General features: G+C 69.0%; 19 protein-coding genes. 11 read left to right on the forward strand and 8 right to left on the reverse strand.

Going from position 1 to position 18,398, the window contains the following annotated elements; translation table 11 throughout:
• Nucleotide 1: 1 nt before the first annotated feature.
• Nucleotides 2-682, reverse strand: coding sequence for a type 1 glutamine amidotransferase domain-containing protein (locus IB258_RS04590; RefSeq protein WP_119449637.1), 681 nt, complete (start codon nt 680-682; stop codon nt 2-4).
• On the reverse strand, nt 679-1,728 hold the full coding sequence (locus IB258_RS04595; protein ID WP_054453869.1) for an NADP-dependent oxidoreductase: 1,050 nt from the start codon (nt 1,726-1,728) through the stop codon (nt 679-681). The genes IB258_RS04590 and IB258_RS04595 overlap by 4 nt, the downstream gene beginning before the upstream one ends.
• Nucleotides 1,729-1,893: 165 nt before the next feature.
• Between IB258_RS04595 and IB258_RS04600 the strand changes: the two genes are divergently transcribed.
• The 10 genes from IB258_RS04600 to IB258_RS04645 all read left to right on the forward strand — a co-directional run bounded on the left by IB258_RS04600 (nt 1,894) and on the right by IB258_RS04645 (nt 11,981).
• Nucleotides 1,894-2,610, forward strand: a complete 717-nt coding sequence (locus IB258_RS04600; protein ID WP_175181039.1) for a TetR/AcrR family transcriptional regulator — start codon at nt 1,894-1,896, stop codon at nt 2,608-2,610.
• A gap of 2 nt (nt 2,611-2,612) precedes the next feature.
• Nucleotides 2,613-3,581 (forward strand): HlyD family secretion protein, encoded by a 969-nt coding sequence (locus tag IB258_RS04605; RefSeq protein WP_175181040.1) that lies wholly within the window; start codon nt 2,613-2,615, stop codon nt 3,579-3,581.
• The gene (locus IB258_RS04610; RefSeq protein ID WP_054453859.1) at nt 3,578-4,543 is read left to right on the forward strand and encodes an ABC transporter ATP-binding protein; all 966 of its coding nucleotides are present in this window, start codon (nt 3,578-3,580) and stop codon (nt 4,541-4,543) included. Before IB258_RS04605 ends, IB258_RS04610 begins: the two co-directional genes overlap by 4 nt.
• Entirely contained in the window at nt 4,540-5,685 is a 1,146-nt protein-coding gene (locus IB258_RS04615; protein WP_054453857.1) for an ABC transporter permease, read from the forward strand. The genes IB258_RS04610 and IB258_RS04615 overlap by 4 nt, the downstream gene beginning before the upstream one ends.
• A gap of 6 nt (nt 5,686-5,691) precedes the next feature.
• Nucleotides 5,692-7,176 carry an efflux transporter outer membrane subunit gene (locus IB258_RS04620; RefSeq protein ID WP_192352206.1) on the forward strand — a complete coding sequence of 495 codons (1,485 nt, stop codon included), beginning with the start codon at nt 5,692-5,694 and terminating at the stop codon, nt 7,174-7,176.
• A 131-nt stretch (nt 7,177-7,307) separates the two neighbouring features.
• Nucleotides 7,308-8,027, forward strand: coding sequence for a response regulator transcription factor (locus IB258_RS04625; RefSeq protein WP_054454806.1), 720 nt, complete (start codon nt 7,308-7,310; stop codon nt 8,025-8,027).
• A gap of 119 nt (nt 8,028-8,146) precedes the next feature.
• Nucleotides 8,147-8,629: a YbaK/prolyl-tRNA synthetase associated domain-containing protein gene (locus tag IB258_RS04630; protein ID WP_054453853.1), complete on the forward strand. Its 483-nt coding sequence runs from the start codon at nt 8,147-8,149 to the stop codon at nt 8,627-8,629.
• A 26-nt stretch (nt 8,630-8,655) separates the two neighbouring features.
• On the forward strand, nt 8,656-10,635 hold the full coding sequence (locus IB258_RS04635) for an FUSC family protein (RefSeq protein ID WP_370539808.1): 1,980 nt from the start codon (nt 8,656-8,658) through the stop codon (nt 10,633-10,635).
• Nucleotides 10,636-10,638: 3 nt separating this feature from the next.
• Complete coding sequence (locus IB258_RS04640; protein ID WP_192352207.1) at nt 10,639-11,427, forward strand: NRDE family protein; 789 nt, start codon at nt 10,639-10,641, stop codon at nt 11,425-11,427.
• Between the two features lie 119 nt (nt 11,428-11,546).
• Nucleotides 11,547-11,981: a carboxypeptidase-like regulatory domain-containing protein gene (locus IB258_RS04645; protein ID WP_054453848.1), complete on the forward strand. Its 435-nt coding sequence runs from the start codon at nt 11,547-11,549 to the stop codon at nt 11,979-11,981.
• A gap of 6 nt (nt 11,982-11,987) precedes the next feature.
• Here the strand turns inward: IB258_RS04645 and IB258_RS04650 are convergent, their stop codons facing one another.
• A complete protein-coding gene (locus IB258_RS04650; protein ID WP_192352208.1) occupies nt 11,988-12,965 on the reverse strand; it encodes a glycerophosphodiester phosphodiesterase family protein in 978 nt (325 codons plus the stop codon).
• Nucleotides 12,966-12,976: 11 nt separating this feature from the next.
• On the reverse strand, nt 12,977-13,351 hold the full coding sequence (locus IB258_RS04655; protein ID WP_054453844.1) for an MAPEG family protein: 375 nt from the start codon (nt 13,349-13,351) through the stop codon (nt 12,977-12,979).
• Between the two features lie 150 nt (nt 13,352-13,501).
• On the opposite strand from IB258_RS04655, the gene IB258_RS04660 reads away from it, so the two are divergent.
• On the forward strand, nt 13,502-14,350 hold the full coding sequence (locus tag IB258_RS04660) for a lysostaphin resistance A-like protein (protein ID WP_370539809.1): 849 nt from the start codon (nt 13,502-13,504) through the stop codon (nt 14,348-14,350).
• 16 nt (nt 14,351-14,366) lie between these two features.
• Here the strand turns inward: IB258_RS04660 and IB258_RS04665 are convergent, their stop codons facing one another.
• From IB258_RS04665 to IB258_RS04680, 4 genes are all read right to left on the reverse strand, one after another.
• The gene (locus tag IB258_RS04665) at nt 14,367-15,419 is read right to left on the reverse strand and encodes an alkene reductase (RefSeq protein WP_054453840.1); all 1,053 of its coding nucleotides are present in this window, start codon (nt 15,417-15,419) and stop codon (nt 14,367-14,369) included.
• A 48-nt stretch (nt 15,420-15,467) separates the two neighbouring features.
• Nucleotides 15,468-15,815 (reverse strand): helix-turn-helix transcriptional regulator, encoded by a 348-nt coding sequence (locus IB258_RS04670; protein ID WP_054453838.1) that lies wholly within the window; start codon nt 15,813-15,815, stop codon nt 15,468-15,470.
• A 154-nt stretch (nt 15,816-15,969) separates the two neighbouring features.
• Nucleotides 15,970-17,379 carry an amidase family protein gene (locus tag IB258_RS04675; protein WP_192352209.1) on the reverse strand — a complete coding sequence of 470 codons (1,410 nt, stop codon included), beginning with the start codon at nt 17,377-17,379 and terminating at the stop codon, nt 15,970-15,972.
• A 27-nt stretch (nt 17,380-17,406) separates the two neighbouring features.
• The gene (locus IB258_RS04680; protein ID WP_054453834.1) at nt 17,407-18,393 is read right to left on the reverse strand and encodes a tripartite tricarboxylate transporter substrate binding protein; all 987 of its coding nucleotides are present in this window, start codon (nt 18,391-18,393) and stop codon (nt 17,407-17,409) included.
• Nucleotides 18,394-18,398: the final 5 nt, after the last annotated feature.

The raw sequence follows: 18,398 nt of genomic DNA on the forward strand, positions 1-18,398 counted from the left end.
CTCAATCCTTCAACCTGTCCAGCAGCGCCTGCGCCACGCCGACGGAAGATGCAGGATTCTGGCCCGTGACCAGCAAGCCATCGCCGACCACGTGCGGCTGCCAGTCCGGGCCGCTGCTGTACTGCCCGCCCAACTGCTTCAGCTCGTCCTCGACCAGGAAAGGCACCACGTCGCTCAACTGCACGGCCGCCTCTTCGGCATTGGAAAAGCCGGTGACCTGCCTGCCCTGCACCAGCGGCTTGCCGTCGGCCGTCTTGGCGTGGCGCAGCACGCCGGGCGCATGGCATACGGCCGCAACGGGCTTGCCCGCCGCCAGCATGGTCTCGATCAGCGAGACCGAATTGGGATCTTCCGCCAGATCCCACAAGGGGCCGTGGCCGCCCGGGTAGAACACGGCGTCGTAGTCGGCCGCCTGCACCTGCGCCAGCCGCAAGGTGGCGGCCAGTTGCCGCTGCGCGTCCTTGTCCTGGCGAAAGCGCCGCGTGTCGTCGGTCTGGGCGTCGGGGTCGTCGCTCTTGGGGTCCAGCGGCGGCTGGCCGCCTGCGGGCGAAGCCAGCGTGACCTTGGCGCCCGCGTCGACGAAGGCGTAGTACGGCGCAGCGAATTCTTCCAGCCAGAATCCGGTCTTGCGGCCGGTGTTGCCCAGCGTGTCGTGGGAAGTCAGCACGATCAGGATGTTCATGTGGCGCTCCTTTCGTCCGGGCCGACGCGCACAATGCGCTTGCCGGCGTTTTCACCCCTGAGCAGCCCGATCAGGCCGCGCGGCGCGTTCTCCAGTCCATCGACCACGTCCTCGCGATACTTGATGCGGCCTTGCTTGATCAAGCCTTCCATCGCCTCGCGGAATTCGCCGTAGCGGTGCGCGTATTCGTTGAAGATGATGAAGCCCTGCATCTTGAGGCGCTTGGTGAGGATGGTGCGCATCAGCAGGCCCAGGCGGTCCGGCCCTTGCGGCTGGCTGGTGGCGTTGTAGGCCGAAATCAGGCCGCAGACCGGTATCCGCGCGCGCGGGTTCAAGAGCGGCAGCACCGCGTCGAAGACCGCGCCGCCGACGTTCTCGAAATACACGTCGATGCCCTGCGGCACGGCGCGCGCCAGGCGGCCCGGCAGGTCGGGCGCCTTGTGGTCCAGGCAGTCGTCAAAGCCCAGCTCCTGGACTGCGTAGCGGCACTTATCCGCGCCGCCCGCGATGCCAACCACCTTGCAGCCATGGATCTTGGCGATCTGGCCGACCACCGCCCCCACCGCGCCGCTGGCCGCGGCCACCACCACGGTCTCGCCCGCCTTGGGCTGGCCGATGTCCAGCAAGCCCATGTAGCCGGTGAAGCCGGGCATGCCCAGCACGCCCAGCGAATAGGACGGGTGTTCGGGATTGGGACCCAGCCGCAGCAGGCCGGCGCCATCGGACAGGGCGTAATCTTGCCAGCCGGATTGCGCCAGCACCCACTCACCTGGGCGGTAGTCGGGATGGTTGGAGGCTTCGACCCGCGTCACCGTGCCGCCTACCATGACGCCGCCGACCTGCACCGGTTCGGCATAGGACGGCGCGTCGCTCATGCGGCCGCGCATATAGGGATCGAGCGACAGGTACACGGTGCGCAACAGCACCTGGCCGGGGCCGGGCTGCGGCACCTCGCCGGTTTCCAGGCGGAAATCGCGGTCTGCCGGCTCGCCTTGCGGGCGCGCGGCAAGCACGATGCGGCGGTTGATGGAAGACGATTGGGGCATGACGGTCCAGCCTCCTGCAAGAAAGCCGCCCGGGCCTGGCGCACACAACCCGGATGGCGGGATGGGGTACCGGCCCATTACACCATCTAAGCCGGCGCATCCGGCGTGTAACCCTGAAGCGCGCCCCTCTTTTAATTAATTAATAATTTAATTAACATACGCGGCATGCGTTCCGCTCCCTCTACCCCGTCCCGCCGGCCCGGCCGCCCGCCGCGACCCGACAATGCCGCCGCCCGCGCCAACCTGCTGGACACCGCCACCGGCCTGTTCGCGGCCCAGGGCGTGGCGGCCACCACGCTCACGCACATTGCGCAACGCGCCGGCGTCACCACGGCGATGGTGCATTACTACTTCAAGAGCCGCGACCAGTTGATCGACGCGGTCGTGCAGGAGCGGATCGTGCCGGTCATCGGCTACGTCTGGTCGCCGTTGCCACAACCTCAGATTCCCGCAGCGGACCCCGCCGCTGCCGCGCGCGCCTTCATCGCCGAGGTCGTGGGCCGGCTGGTGCAAAGCGCGGTCGAACGGCCCTGGCTGCCGGCCCTGTGGCTGCACGAGGTCGTGAATGAAGGCGGCCAGCTGCGCGAACGCGTGCTGCGCCATCTGCCCGTCGAGCGCCTGCAGGCTTTCATCGGCCTCATCGCCGAATGCCAGCGCGCGGGCGCCATCACCCCGGACGTGGAACCGCGGCTGGTCTTTCTGTCCGTCCTGGGCCTGACCCTGCTCCCGCTGGCCACCTCCGGCCTGTGGCGGCGCGTCCTGCAGGACGCCGCGCAGCCGCAGTCCATAGACACCCGCGCGATCGCGGCCCACGCCATCGCCATGCTCACCGGCGGCCTGTTCTCGCCGTCCGCCCCGACTCCCGCCACTCCAGGACGCTGACCATGCGCATCCCTTCCGTCTTGCGCCGCCCCCTGCCCGCCTCTGCGCTGGCCTTGCTTGCCCTGGGCGGTTGCGGCAAGGACAACGGCGCCTTTTTCCAGGGCTACGCCGAAGGCGAATATGTCTACGTGGCGTCGTCCGAGGCCGGCCGGCTGGCCGAGCTGCCGGTGCGGCGCGGCCAGCAGGTGCAAGCCGACGCGCCGCTCTTCGCGCTGGAAGCCACGCGCGAAACCGCGGCGCGCGACCAGGCCAGCGCGCAATTGGCCGCCGCCGTGGCCCAGGAAGAAGACATCGCCACCGGCAAGCGTCCGCCCGAAGTGGACGTCAGCCGCGCCCAGCTGGCGCAGGCCGAGGCGGCCAGCCGCCGCTCGGCGGCGCAACTGCGGCGCGATACCGACCAGTTCCGCATCGGCGGCATCGCGCGCGCGCAGCTGGACGACAGCCGCGAACAGGCGCAATCGGACGCGGCGCGCGTGCGCGAGTTGCAGGCCCAGCTGGAAGTGGCCCGCCTGCCCGGCCGCGACGACCAGCGCCGCGCCCAGGCCGCCCAAGTCGATGCGGCCCGCGCCGCGCTGGCCCAGGCGGAGTGGACGCTGGCGCAAAAGCGCCTGGCGGCGCCGGCCGCGGGGCTGGTGTTCGACACGCTCTACCGCGTGGGCGAATGGGTGCCTGCCGGGAGTCCGGTCGTCAGCCTGCTGCCGCCGGGCAACATCAAGGTGCGCTTCTTCGTTCCGGAAACGGCGTTGGGCGCGCTGAAGGTGGGGCAACAGGCGACGGTGCGCTGCGATGGCTGCGGCGATCCCATCCCCGTGCGCATCGACTACATATCGACCCAGGCCGAGTACACGCCGCCCGTGATCTACAGCCGCGAAAGCCGCAGCAAGCTGGTCTACATGGTGCAGGCGCGGCCAGCGCCCGAAGCCGCCACGCGGCTGCATCCGGGCCAGCCGGTGGAAGCGGTGCTGCAATGAGCGCACCCGCCGCCACGCAGGAAGCGTCCGCCGGGCAATACGTCATCGACGTGCACGGCCTGAACAAGCGCTTCGGCAGCAAGCACGTCGTCAACGACGTGTCGCTCCAAGTGCGGGAAGGCGAGATCTTCGGCTTCCTGGGCCCCAACGGCAGCGGCAAGACGACCAGCATCCGGCTGATGTGCGGTTTGTTGACGCCGGATTCGGGCAGCGGGACCTGCCTGGGCTACGACATTCTGCGCGACAGCGCGCAGATCAAGCGGCACGTCGGCTACATGACGCAGAAGTTCTCCTACTGGGACGACCTGACCATCCGCGAGAACCTGGATTTCGTGGCGCGCATGTACGGCATGCCCGAACGGCGCGCGGCGGTGGACCGCGCGCTGGAAGACCTGGGCCTGCAAAGCCGCGCCGGCCAGTTGACGGGTTCCTTGTCCGGCGGCTGGAAGCAGCGCCTGGCGCTGGCGGCCTGCCTGCTGCATCAGCCGAAGCTGCTGCTGCTGGACGAACCCACCGCGGGCGTGGACCCGACCGCGCGGCGCGACTTCTGGGAGCAGCTGCATGAACTGGCGGCGCGCGGCATCTCGGTGCTGGTCAGCACGCACTACATGGACGAGGCCGAACGCTGTCACAAGCTGGCCTATATCTCCTATGGCCGGCTGCTGACGCAAGGCACGGCCGAGGACGTCATCGCCGAGCAAGGCCTGACCACCTGGGCCATCCACGGCCACAACCTGGTGCCTCTGGCGCAGCGCCTGCGCAACGCGCCGGGCGTGGACCAGACCGTGGCCTTCGGTTCGGCGCTGCACATCAGCGGCCGCGACGCCGCCCTGCTGGAACGCACGCTCAGGGACGCCATCGCCGGCCAGGACCTGACCCTGGAACCCATAGCCACCAGCCTGGAGGATGTCTTCATCTACCTGATGAAACGCTCCACCGACAACTTCGCGAGCCCGCCATGATGCGCCATCTGCAAGGCTTTTCCTGGTCGCGCTGGTGGAGCATGGTGCTCAAGGAGTTCCTGCAGCTACGCCGCGACCGTATCACCTTCGGCATGATCGTGGGCCTGCCCATCATGCAGCTGGCGCTGTTCGGCTACGCCATCAACACGGATCCCAAGCAGATGCCGACGGCGGTCATCGCCGCCGACCACAGCCCGTTCACGCGCAGCTTCGTCGCGGCGATGAAATCGTCCGACTACTTCCACATCATCGAAGAGCTGGACAATGAAGAAGCGGGCCGCGCGGCCTTGGCGCAAGGGCGCGTCCTGTTCGTCCTGACCATTCCGCCGGACTTCAGCCGCAAGCTGCTGCGCGGCGAGCGCCCCGCGCTGCTGATCGAGGCCGACGCCACCGACCCCATGGCGACCGGACTGGCCATTGGCGCGGCCACGCAGTTGTCGCAGGCCGTGGCGACCAAGGACCTGACCGGACCGCTGGCCAGCCTGGCCGGCGGCCAGCCGCCCTTCGACGTGCTGGTGCACCAGCTCTACAACGAAGAGCAGATCTCGCAATACAACACCGTGCCGGGCCTGATGGGCGTGATCCTGACCATGACGCTGGTGATGATGACCGGCCTGGCCATGACGCGCGAGCGCGAACGCGGCACGATGGAAAACCTGCTGGCGATGCCGGTGCTGCCCATCGAAGTGATGACGGGCAAGATAGTGCCGTACATCGCGATAGGCCTGATCCAGTCCAGCATCATCCTGCTGGCCGCGCACTTCGTCTTCCACGTGCCGTTCCAGGGTTCGCTGTTGGCCGTGTACCTGTCTGCGCTGGTGTTCGTGGCCGCCAACCTGACCGTGGGCATCACCCTGTCGTCGCTGGCGCAGAACCAGTTGCAGGCCATGCAGCTGACCATGTTCTATTTCCTGCCCAACATGCTGCTGTCCGGTTTCATGTTCCCGTTCCAGGGCATGCCGATGTGGGCGCAATACCTGGGCAACCTGCTGCCGCTGACCCACTTCAACCGCCTGATCCGCGGCATCCTGCTCAAAGGCAACGGCTGGTGGGACTTGTGGCCCAGCATCTGGCCGCTGCTGGTGTTTACCGTGGTCGTCATGACCGCCGCCGTGAAGTTCTACCGCCGCACCCTGGATTGAACCGCCATGTCCCGCTCCACGCCCTTGCCCTTCCCGTCCGCCGCCGCGCCTTTGCGCCTGGCTGCGCCGGTCCTGTGCGCGCTGCTCGCGGGCTGCGCCGTGGGGCCGGACTTCGAGCGCCCGGCGCCGCCGCGGGTCGACGCCTACACCGCGCCTCGCGATGCCTCAGCCGCCAGCGACGCGCAACGCCTGCAGGAGGGCGTCGACATCCCCGCGCAATGGTGGCAGCTGTTCCGCTCCGAAGCGCTCGACCAGCTGGTCCGGCAGGCCTTGCAGGCCAGCCCCACGCTGGAGCAGGCGCGCGCCCGCTTGCGCCAGGCCAATGAAGACCTGAACGCCGAAACCGGCGGCCGCATGCTGCCCCAGGTCGACGGCAACCTGTCGGTGACGCGGCAGAAGGTGGACCCTGCAGCCTTCGGCGTGCCGGTGGCCGAGCAGCCCCCGCCCTTCACGCTCTACAACGCGTCCATCGACGTGTCCTACACGCTGGACGTGTTCGGCGGCAATCGCCGCGCGCTGGAAGGCCTGGGCGCGCAGGTGAACTACCAGGCGCATGAGCTGCAGGCTGCGCGCATGTCGCTGGCCGCCAACGTGGTCACTGCCGCCATCCGCCAGGCCGACCTGAACGAACGCCTGGCCGACACGCGGGCATTGCTTGCGGCGCAGGAGCGGCAGCAGGACATCATGCGCCAGCGCCAGCAGGCGGGCGGCGTGTCCGAGGCCGATCTGCGCAACCAGGAGCTGCTGGTCGCGCAGACCCGGGCCACGCTGCCGCCGCTGGAATACCAGCTGGCGCAGGCCACGCACCAGCTGGCCGCCTACCTGGGGCTGGCGCCGGCCGAGCTGCGGTCCGCGCCCTTGCGGCTGGCCGACCTGACGCTGCCCGCCGACGTGCCCACCGGCGTGCCCTCGGCCCTGACGCGCCAGCGGCCCGACATCCTGGCCGCCGAAGCGCTCTGGCATCAGGCCTCGGCCAATGTCGGCGTGGCCGTCGCCAACCAGTATCCGCAATTCACCCTGACCGCCAGCTTCGGCTCGCAACGCACCCGCGCGGGCGACCTGTCCGATGGCCTGAACGTCTGGAGCCTGGGCCTGGGCCTGGTCCAGCCGCTGTTCCATGGTGGCGAGCTGCGCGCGCGCACGCGCTCGGCCGAGGCCGCCTACGACGCGGCCGCGGCCGGTTACCGTCAAACAGTGTTAGAGGGCTTCCGGCAGGTCGCCGACGCCTTGCGCGCGGTGCAGACCGACGGCGACGCCTACCTGGCCAGCGACGAGGCCTGGCGCCGCGCCGACCAGGCCGAGCGCATCGCGCAAGGGCGCTACCAGGCCGGCGGCATCAGCCACCTGAGCCTGCTGGACAGCCAGCGCCAACTGCTTCAGACACGCATTGCGCGCACCGCCGCGGACGCGGCGCGCCACGCCGACACCGCCGCCCTGCTGCAGGCGTTGGGCGGCGGTTGGTGGAATGAAACGTCCGCCGACGCACCATAACGGTGCCGCGACGCGCCTTGCGTAACCTTGCCCGAGAATTCGGGTAATAAAGTGGCGTTGTGCGGGGTTTAGGAAATCGCTGTATCCGATGCATCATGCATGCGCTCATGCTGCACAGATCACAACGATTCATGAATGACCTACTAGACCTGATCGTCTTCTCTCCCGATCCCGGAGTGCGCGCGCACCGCGGCGCGGCGCTGGCGGAAATGGGCTTCTCGCCCCGGTTGTGCGAAGACTCCAATAACTTGTTCCGCCTGTTTCAGGCCCGCCGCACCCCATTGCTGGTGATGGAAGCCGAGCTGTCCGATCTCTGCATGGCCGTGGCTGGCCTGCGCGCCCTGGACACCACTGCGGGCATCGTCGCCATCTCCACCTTCGACTCGCCCGAAAATCGCATACTCGGCCTGCACTGCGGCGCAGACGTCTGCCTGCCCTCTGACGCGGGCGCAACGGAAATCGCGGCCGCGTTGCAGGCGCTGGTGCGGCGCATCCCCGCGCCTGGCCGGCGCGCCGTCGACGCCGAGCCGCGTCCGGCGCAGCCGGCGCCAGGCGACGCGGCAGGCAAATGGCAATTCCATGATGCGGCCTGGACGCTGGTCAGCCCGCAAGGCAAGCGCCTGGCCCTGACGCTGGCCGAGCGCGAGTTTCTGCTCAAGCTGACGGCTTCCGCCGACAAGCGCCTGCCGCGCGCCGACGCAGCCATCACCGATTCGCATGGCGGCCACGAATCGATGCGCCGCACCGACGTGCTGGTCAGCCGCCTGCGCCGCAAGGCCCAGGACCTGAACCTGGAATTGCCGATCCGCACCGTCTGGGGCTGGGGTTACGCCTTTACCGGAGAAATCTGAGGAGGCTGGCCCGGATCAGCGTACGCGCCGCCGCGGCGCCGCGCGGCGGGCGTATCATGCGGCGTACGAGGCCGACTCCCGGCCTGCGCCCCGCCACATCCCGATCTACGCGCCCCGACATGGAAGTCTACGAACGCCTGCAAGCCTTGCTTGCCCAGAACCAGGCCCGCTACCGCCTGATTGAACACGCCGCGGCTGGCCGCTCCGTCGAAGTCGCCGCGATCCGCGGCACCGAGGTCAGCCAGGGCGCCAAGGCGCTGGTCTGCCGCGTCAAGATATCCTCCAACCAGCGCCGCAACGTGCTGGCGGTGTTCCCGGCCGACAAGCAGGCCGACCTGGACGCCATCGCCCGCGCGGCCGGCGGCAAGAAGGCCTCGCTGGCGTCGCAGGACCTGGCGCGAGAACTCACCGGCTGCGAGATCGGGGCCATTCCGCCCTTCACTTTCAATCCGGACCTGCACCTGCTGGTGGACCCAAGCCTGCGCGAGCGCCACGGTGAAATCGTATTCAACGCCGGCCGCCTGGACGCCTCCATCCTCCTGAATACGGAAGACTACTTCCGGCTGGCCGCGCCCGACGAGGCGCCGCTGATCAAGGCCTGATCCCCAGGCCGCGCCACGAGGCCGCCGTGTTCCGTTCCTCGCTGAAACATGCCGCGCGCAACGCCAACATGCGTTGGCTGATGAGCCTGGCGCACATGGAGCCTTCGCCCGTCAGCCGCTGGGTGGCGCTGCGCGCCGCGCTGGCCATCGGCCTGCCTTCGGCGGTCGGACTCGCGCTGGACCAAAGCGCGGCGGCGGCCCTGGTTGCGCTAGGCGCGCTGCCCGCCATCACCGGCGACAACGGCGGCCCATACCGCAACCGCGCCCTGTCCATTGGCGCCACCGTGTTCGGCGGCGCGCTGGGATATTTCCTCGGCACCCTGATTGCAGGGCACGGACTGTGGACGTCCGCCGCCATGACGCTGCTGGTGCTGGCAGCCAGCCTGGTCGGCACCTTCAACAACATCGCCGCCGTCTCCACGCTGCAATTCGCCGCCTATGTCATCGTCGGCGCCAGCCTGACGTCCACCCTGCCGCCCTGGCTGCCTTCGGTGCTGGTGGGAGCCGGCGGCCTGTTCGGCCTGGCGCTGACCCTGACGGGCTGGGTGGTCCACCCGACGGCGCCCGAGCGCGCCGCCGTCGCCATGGCCTACCGCAAGCTGGCGGCCATGTTCGCCGCCATCGGCACCTCGCACACCATGAGCGCGCGGCGCGACATGGAAGCGGCCATGACGACCGCCTACGACACCGTGCTGGCCGCGCGCCGCAGCGCGGCCGGCCCCTCCCCGCGACTGGCCCGGCTGGCGGCCCAGCTGCAAGCCTGTACGCCTCTCACCAACACCGCCCTGGAGCTGGCCCGCGCCGGACGCGTGCTGCCGCGCGACTGCGCGCGGGTCATGAACCGGCTCGCAGACCGCGTGGAAAACGACGCAACGCCGGACCCGCGCGAGGACATCGCGGCCTTGCGCCACGTGGACATGGCCCCCTTGGCCGACGCGCTGGACCAAGTGCAGCCCCTGCTGGACGGCGGCGCGCTGTCCGAAGCCGACGCCTTTGCCGGCCTGCCGCCGGCGCGGCCGCGCACGCCCTGGCGCGTGCTGGCGCGCACTTACCGGCCGGGGCCGACCACCTTGCGCTACCTGGTGCGGCTGGGCCTGTGCCTGATCGCCGCCGAGGCCGTGGCGCTGGCGGCCTCGCTGCCGCGTTCCTACTGGGTGCCGCTGATCGTGGTGGTGGTGTTCAAGCCCAACTTCGGCTCGGTGTTCGCGCGGGCGCTGCAAAGCTGCGCGGGCAGCGTGGTGGGCGTGGCGATCAGCGCGACCGTGCTGGCGCTGGACCGCAACGGTATCGTCAGCCTGCTCACGGTGGCGGGGCTGGCGTCCCTGCTGCCTTGGTCGGTGCGGCGCAACTACGGCTTGTTTTCCGCCATCCTGCTGCCCATCCTGATGCTGCTGATCGGCGCGCTGCAACCAGGCAGCTGGCCCATCGCGCTGGCGCGCCTGATCGATGTGGCCGTGGCCGCCGGCATCGTGCTGCTGGTGGGCTACCTGCCATGGATACGAATAGAACGCGGCAACCTGGACAACGCGGTCGCCGCCGCCATGGACACGCTGGCCGCCTACCTGAACACGGTGTTCCAGGCCGATCCCACCAGCCGCCACGACCTGCGCGCCAGCGCCTACGCACGCCTGTCCGATCTGCGCATCGCCTTGCAGCGCGGGCTGTCCGAGCCGCGCCTGGTCAGCCGCCGCGCACTGGCCTGGTGGCCGGTGGAGGTCGCGCTGGAACGCGTGGCCAACGCCATTTCCGACACGGCCTGGTCGCTGCCCGCCGACCAGGCTGCGCCTAGCGCCGCGGAGCTGGCGCAACTGGCGGCCAGCCTGCACCAAATGAGCGCCGCCGTTGCGCAAGGCGCGGCCATGCCGGCCGCCGCCATCGCCTCGACCGCCCCCGCGCTGCGCGACGTGGCCGCCCAGATCGAAGCCTTGCGCGCCGCGCTGGCCGGCCCGGATTTCGCGGCCGCGCCAGGCAAAGCCATCCCCGACAAACCCGCCAACCAGGTCTGAACCATGTGTCTTGCCGTACTGGCCCTGCATGCCCTGCCGGGCATCCCCGTCCTGATCGCCGCCAACCGCGACGAATTCCATCAACGCCCCACCTTGCCCGCCGCGCAATGGCCTGACGCCCCCGAGGTCTACGCCGGCCGCGACGGCCTGGCCGGCGGCAGCTGGATGGGCGCGACGACCGGCGGACTCCATGCGCTAGTGACCAACTTTCGCGAGCCGGGCAGGATGATCGAGAACGCGCCTTCGCGCGGCGCGCTGGTCGAAGACTATCTGCGCGGCACGGTCTCCCCGGCCGACTACCTGGCGCAAGTGCATGCCGCCGGCCAGGCCTACAACGGCTTCAACCTGATCGTGGGCGATGCGCGCGAAGCCTGGTATCTCAGCAATCGCGACGGCGGCCCGCGGCGCCTGGCTCCGGGCGTCTATGCCCTGTCCAACCATCTGCTGGACACGCCCTGGCCCAAGCTGGCGCGCACCAAGGCGGCTTTCGAGGCCGTGCTGCGCAGCGGGCCGCAGCCCGACCTGCCCGCGCTGATGGCCGCCCTGGCCGACCGCCAGCCCGCCGACGACGCCGACCTGCCCGCCACCGGCCTGCCGCTGGATCGCGAAAGGCTATTGAGCAGCCCGTTCATCGTCAGTCCGAACTATGGCACGCGCAGTTCCAGCGTACTGACGCTGCGCGATGATGGCGCCGGACAGCTGGATGAAAGGCGCTTCGCCCCGGACGGCTCGGTCAGCGGCGAAAGCCGGCTGACATTTTCCTGGAGCGCGGCACGCGGTACGCTTACCTAGGCTGCGGAAACAATCGGTTGATATCGGAGACCCGCGGGTGCGAACTCCGCGCCGGCATGCGGGTCGAAATGTTCATGCGCGCACGACACCGCGCAGATCGTCCTATCCAGGAGAGTCTCATGAACAAGCGTTTAGAACGCTGCACCATGGCCGCCGCGATGGCGCTGGGCAGCATGGCCTTTGCCGGCGTCCTGTCCACCGCCCAGGCAGGCATGCCGGCAGTGCAGCAGCAGGGTTCGGTGCAATACGTCAGCGGCGGCATCGGCCTGGACGAATCCGAAGCCATGAAGGCCGCAGCCAAGGACTATCCGCTGGCGCTGACGTTCGCGGCGCAACGCGGCGGCCAGGCAGACTACGTCGCCAATGTCGCCGTCACCATCAGCGATGCGCAGGGCAAGTCCGTGCTGCAAACCACTGCCGAAGGCCCGTACATGCTGGTCAAGCTGCCGGCCGGCAACTACAGGATTTCAGCGACCTACAACGGCCAGGCCCAACAGCGCGAAGTCTCGGTGCAGAACTCTGGCACCGCGCGCGCCGTGTTCGAATGGAAGTAGCGGCTTTCATGGCCCGCGCTTGAAAGCGCGCGCCACGGCTTCGATTTCGTTGGTCCAGATCCCGCCCGCGTATTCCGCCGGCACGCGGCGTATGTCCTCGGGGGTGTCGATGCCCGTGGAATGGCCCTCGCCGGCGTAAGGACCGAGCAGGAACACGCTGCTGCCCGCCGTCTCCATGCGGTCCAGGAAGCGGCCGGGCCAGCCCCACAACCAGGGCGCGACGTTCACCGGCACCGTCAGCGCCATGCCGCGGCAGACCTGCGGAACGTGGCCGGTCCAGCCCGCGGCCGCATAGCGCAACAGGCAGGACTTCAGGTCCGAGCGCGTCAGCGTGCGCACGCCCGGCGCCAACTGGCGCAACCGGCCTACCGGCTCCTCGCCCCCATACACCATGAAGTCTGCCCGCCTGGCCGGCGGCATGCCGTTGAGCACCGCCGCCAACGCCGCGCCCTCCTCCGCATCGCGGCTCTTGACGTTGATGAGAAAGCGCTGGCGCGGAAACGCCTCCAGCACTTCGGACAGCGTCGGCATCAGGCCCACGCCGCGCCCGCGGAACGGAAAGGTCTTGCCGCCATCGGCGGTATAGCCGTAGCCGATGTCCAGCGCCTTGAGTTCGGCCATCGTGTGCTCGCGCGTCGCGCCGCGGCCCTCGGTGCGGCAATCGACCGTCCAGTCGTGGAACACGGCGAACTGGCCATCGGTGGTGGGATGGACGTCGATCTCGACGATGTCCGCTCCGGCCTCGAAGCTCGCGCGCATGGACGCGATGGTGTTTTCCAGATAGCCGTGGGTGGGTTCGACGATGCGGGTCGCGGTGCAGGTGTCCCGCTCCAGGCCCGCCGCGTCGTAGCGTTGCGCGATGCCGCGATGCGCGAGCAGCGTCACCCGCGCACCGGGATCGGGCTCCGCCCAGTCAGCGTTGTTGATGTAGATGAAGCCTAGCAGCGCGATGGCCGCCAGTGCCGCGACACGCCGCTTGCGCATGGCGCCGTCCGTCAGACACCCGCGAACAGGATCGCGATGATGAAGCCCACGCTGATGGCCCACACCAGCGAACGCAGCGCGCCCCAGCCCGCCAGGTACATGGCCAGATAGCCCAGCCGCACGCCCAGCCAGCAGGCCATCAGCGTGGCCACGTGCGCGGGCGGCGCCTGGGTATACAGCGCGAACAGCACCGCCGCGTAGAAGAACGGCAGCGATTCAAAGGTATTGGTCTGCGCCGCATTGGCACGCGCGCGCCAACCTTCCTGGCGTGCCAGCCAGGCGCGCGGATCATTGTTGTCGAACTTCTTTCCGCCCGCCTTGGCCACGATGGCCGACACGAAAGGCAGCACTGCCGCCGCCAACATCAACCACGCGATCATCTTCATAGTCTGGCTCCCAGGTATCCGGCAGGCGCCAGGATACCTGGGTTCGCGGCGCGGCGTCAGCACACGCGCTCAGCGGTCCGGCGCGCATGCCGTGCGGCCCGCAAAGAGCCGCGCGTTTACACTCAGCCCTTTCAACGCCCGTCCACGCCCGTGTCCGCGCTAAGCCCCTGGTCCGCACTGTTCATCGCCGCCGCCATGTTGTGGCCACCCGCCACCCGCCGCTGGGCGCTGGCGCCGCTCGCCGCCGCCTACGCCTGGGCCTGGAGCGATGGCACGATAGACGCCGTGGCGCTGGCCTGGCCTGCCTTGCTGATCCTGGCCGCCGTGCTGGTCCGGCCCGCATCGGGCGCGCTGGCGCGCACCGCCGGCCATGCGCTCTTCATCGCGCTGGCCGCGCTGCTGTTCCTGCACCTGCTGCCGGGCTTTCACAACCCGCAGGTCATCGCGCCAGCGCCACTGAGTCCGGACGCCGTGCCTTTCGGCATGTACCTGAACCTGGACAAGCCGCTGGTGGCGTTCTGGGTGGTGCTGGCGCTGCCGCCGCCGATGGCGGGACTGACTCCGCGCGCCACGCTGTCGTCCGCGTTCCTGGCTTGCGCGGGCGCCGTCGCCATCTGCCTGGGCTGCGCGCTGGCGCTGGGCGTGGTCGGCTGGGCGCCCAAGTGGCCGCAATCGGGCTGGATCTGGCTAATCAACAACGCCTTGCTGGTGACCTTGGCCGAGGAGGCGCTGTTCCGCGGTTATCTGCAACAGCGGCTGACGGACTTGTGGCGCGGCCGCGCCTGGGGGTCGTGGGCGGCGTTGATCATCGCGGCCGTGCTGTTCGGCCTGGCGCATTACGCAGGCGGCTGGCAATGGATGCTGCTGGCCAGCCTGGCGGGCGCGGCCTACGGCCTGGCCTACAAATACGGCGGCCTGGCCGCTGCGGTGCTGGCGCACCTGGGCCTGAACGCGGCGCACTTCGGCTTGTTCACCTATCCGATGCGCGCCGTGTTCTGAATGCCGGACCCGCCGGTCAGGCCAGGGCCGGATAGTCGGTGTAGCCGCCCGGGCCCGGCGCATAGAACGTGGCCGGGTTGGGCCGGTTCAGCGGCGCCTTGAGTTCGAAGCGGCGCGCCAGGTCCGGATTGGCGATGTACTGCACGCCAAAAGCCACGGCATCGGCGCGGCCCGCGGCAATGGCGGCCTCGGCGGACTCGCGGCCGAATCCTTCGTTGGCGATGTACGTGCCGCCGAATTCGGCCTTGAGCATCGGGCCCAGGCTGTCGGCGGCTTCGTATTCGCGCACGCACAGGAAGGCGATGCCGCGCTTGCCCAGTTCACGCGCCACATAGCCGAAGGTGGCGGCCGGGTTGGAATCGCCCATGGTGTGGATTTCCCCGCGCGGCGACAGATGCACGCCCACGCGGCCCGCGCCCCACACCGATATACAAGCATCCACCGCTTCCAGCAGCAGCCGCGCGCGGTTTTCCAGCGAGCCGCCATAGGCGTCAGTGCGATGGTTGGTGCTGTCCTGCAGGAACTGGTCCAGCAGATAGCCGTTGGCGGCATGCACTTCCACGCCGTCGAAACCGGCCTCCATGGCCATCTTCGCGCCGTGGCGGTAGGCCTCGACCACGCCCGGAATCTCGGCCGTTTCCAGCGCGCGCGGCGTGACGTAGGCGCGCTCCGGACGCACGTGGCTGACGTGGCCGCGGGCGGCAATGGCGCTGGGCGCCACCGGCAGTTCGCCATCCAGGAACATGGGGTCGGAGATCCGGCCCACGTGCCAGAGCTGCGCCACGATCAGGCCGCCGGCCCGGTGCACCGCGGACGTGACCTTGCGCCAGCCCTGTACCTGTTCGGGGGTCCACAGGCCCGGCGTATCGGCATAGCCCACGCCTTGCGGGGTGACGGCCGTGGCTTCGGTCAGGATCATGCCGGCGCCGGCGCGCTGGGTGTAGTACTCGACCATCAGGTCGTTGGGCACGCGGCCCGGACTGGCGTGCATGCGCGTCAAAGGCGCCATGACGATACGGTTGCGCAGCGTCAGATCGCCTGCGCGCAGGGGTTCGAAAAGTTGGCTCATGCGTAAATCCTTGGCCCCGGATCAGGGGCCGCTGGCGGCGTAGCGGGGCTACATATCCTGGTTCAATTGCCGCAGGAACGCGGCAATGGCGGCTTCGTTGCGACGGTAGAAAATCCACTGCCCCACCTTGGTCGCCGAGATCAGGCCCGCGCGCTGCAGAACGGCCAGGTGCGAGGACACGGTGGACTGGGACAGTCCGCAGCGTTCGTCGATGTGGCCCGCGCATACGCCATGCTCGAAAGTATGGCCCGGGCGTTCCTCGAAGTACGCGTGCGGCGTCTTCAGCCAGGCAAGGATGTCGCGCCGCACCGGATTGGCCAACGCCTTGAGGATGGCGTCGGCGTCAATGGCCGGTAACGAGGCGGCTGGGTCGGAGCTGGAAGTGGAGACCGTCATATTGAAGTATCGCAATTTATCGAATCTTATATCGGAAGTATTCGATATATAGTCATGCCCCTGCGGCGGACAGGGCTTTATGGCCCCGGCATCCGCGCCCGGCCATCCGCCACGGATGCCTCCATAGCCGCCCTTCCCCTTCCTTCCGCGCCGCTCAGGCCACGAGCGTATCCAGCACCGACCACCCCGCCCGCGCCTCGATGGCTTCGCCCGCGGCCAGGCACAGGTCTTCGCGGAACCGCCCCGCCACCAGATGGACACCCATCGGCACACCGTCCGCCAGGCCGACAGGGACCGACAGGCCAGGCAAGCCCAGTATCGCGGTCGAGACCAGCGGGCTCTGCGCGCGCAGTATGTCGCCCATGGCCGCGTCGCCTTGCTGGTCCTGGTCGATCGGGAGTGGACGCTCGAACGACACCGGCATGAGCAGGACGGGATAGCGGTCGAAGAATGCGCCCCACTCCCGCAGTATCGTGGTGCGCAGCGCCAGCGCCTGGATAAAGCCGTCCTTGTCCAGCGGCGAGGTGTGCGCAAGCATGCTGCGGTAGGCGCGCTGTATCGCCGCGTCGCCTGCACGCTCGATTTCGCGGCCCATGGAGCCGGACGCTTCGTTCATCAGCACGCTGCGCCATAGCTCGGCCGCTTCCTCGAACCTGGGCGGCGTTGCTGTTTCGACGATGTAGCCCGCGTCTTCCAGGTACTTTGCGGCGCGCAGCAAGGCATCCAGCACAGCGGGATCGGATTTCAGGGCCGAGGTGCCGCAGAACAGCGCCACCCGCCGGCTATCTCCAGGCTGGCGCAGGTCCAGCGGCGCGGGCACCCACCACGGATCGCGGGAATCGCCCGCCGACATGGCCTCCAGCCCCAGTCTCAGGTCGGCAATGTTCCGCGCCAAGGGGCCCTGGGTCGCGGCCAGTTGGGAAGCCACCGGACGCTCCGATTTCTGGCTGGCGTTGTAGGCCGGCACCCGGCCTTGCGAGGGCCGCAGCCCCGCCACGCCGCAGGCATAGGCCGGATACCGGATCGATCCACCCTGGTCGCTGCCATGCGCCAGCGGCCCCATGCCCAGGGCGGCGGCGACGGACGCGCCGCCGCTGGAGCCGCCCGGCGTGCGCGCGGCGTCGAACGGGTTGACGGTGCGGCCATGCAGGTCGTTGTCCGAAAACCAGCGCCAGGAGAATGCCGGAACGTTGCTGCGGCCGATCACGACCGCGCCGGCCTTGAGCCAGTTGTCGACGGCGGGATTGTTCTCGCTGGCAATGAGGTCCCGGTACGCGACGACGCCATTGGTCGTGGCCGAGCCTGCCAGATCGGCGTTGGCCTTGATGGTGACCGGCACGCCGTGCAGGAGGCCCAGCGGCGCGCCCCCGCGCACCGCGGCGTCGGCGGCATCGGCCGCCTTCAGTGCCTGGTCGGCGCAGATCTCGGTAAGCGGATTGAAGACCGGATTTAGCTGTGCCGCCCGCTGCAGGCAGCTCTGCACGGCCTCCCGGCTGGAAACTTCCCGCTGGCGGATGGCCTGGGCCAGATCGACGGCGCTCCAGCGCCAGAGTTCGTTCGTCATGATGGCTCCCTGTGGGGTTGAACGCAGTCAGTCGGCCGACGCGCCGGAGCGCTTGACCATCTCGCCCCACCGCGGGATCTCGCTGGCGATGAGGCTGGCGAACTGTTCGGGCGTGGACGGCGTCGCATCGACGGACAGCGTTTCGTTGAGCTTGAGCACCGCGGGGTCCTGCAGCGCTTTGGCGATGGCGCGATTGAGCTTGTCGATGATGGGCTTGGGCGTGCCGGCGGGCGCGACGATGCCGCCCCAGGACACCACCTCAAATCCCTTCAAGCCGGATTCGTCGAGGGTGGGCACGTCCGAGAGGACAGGCACACGCGTGAGGCTGGTCGCCCCCAGCACCTTTACCTGTCCGGAGCGGATGAAGGGCAGCACGCCCGCGACGTTGTCGATCATCACGTCGAGCTGCCCGCCCACGATGTCGCCCACCGCCTGCTGGCCGCTCTTGTACGGGACGTGCAGCATGGTCGTGCCCGTCTCGCTCTTGAGCATTTCCCCGGCCAGATGGGCGCTCGATCCCACCCCCAACGAGCCGACGCTGACCTTGCCCGGATGCTGCCTGGCATAGCTGACCAGGCCCTGCACATCGCTTGCCGGGAAGTCGTTGCGGGCGATCAACACCAGGGCATTGCTGATGGCCAGGCTGATGGGCGCAAGGCTGCGTTGCGGGTCGTAAGGCAGCTTCGAGTACATGCTCTTGTTGATTGCCAGCGTGACCAGGTTGCCGAAGCCTATCGTGTAGCCGTCCGGCGCCGCCGCGGCCAGCGCCTGCGTGCCGACAATACCGCCCGCCCCTCCCCGGTTGTCGACGATCACCGGTTGGCCGAGTTCGCGCCCCAGGGCGTCCGCGATCGGGCGTAGCACCACGTCGGGACCGGACCCCGCCACATACGGCACGATGAGCTTGACTGGCCGTTGGGGCCAATCAGCCTGCGCCGCGCCGGCGCCTGCCGCTCCCAGCAAGGCAAAACACAATGAAATGGCCTGACCTACACGACGGGGAAAGATCTGCATGGCTT

The organism is Achromobacter sp. ACM02 (assembly GCF_014851605.1).
In the GTDB taxonomy this organism is placed as follows: Bacteria; Pseudomonadota; Gammaproteobacteria; order Burkholderiales; family Burkholderiaceae_B; genus Achromobacter; species Achromobacter aegrifaciens.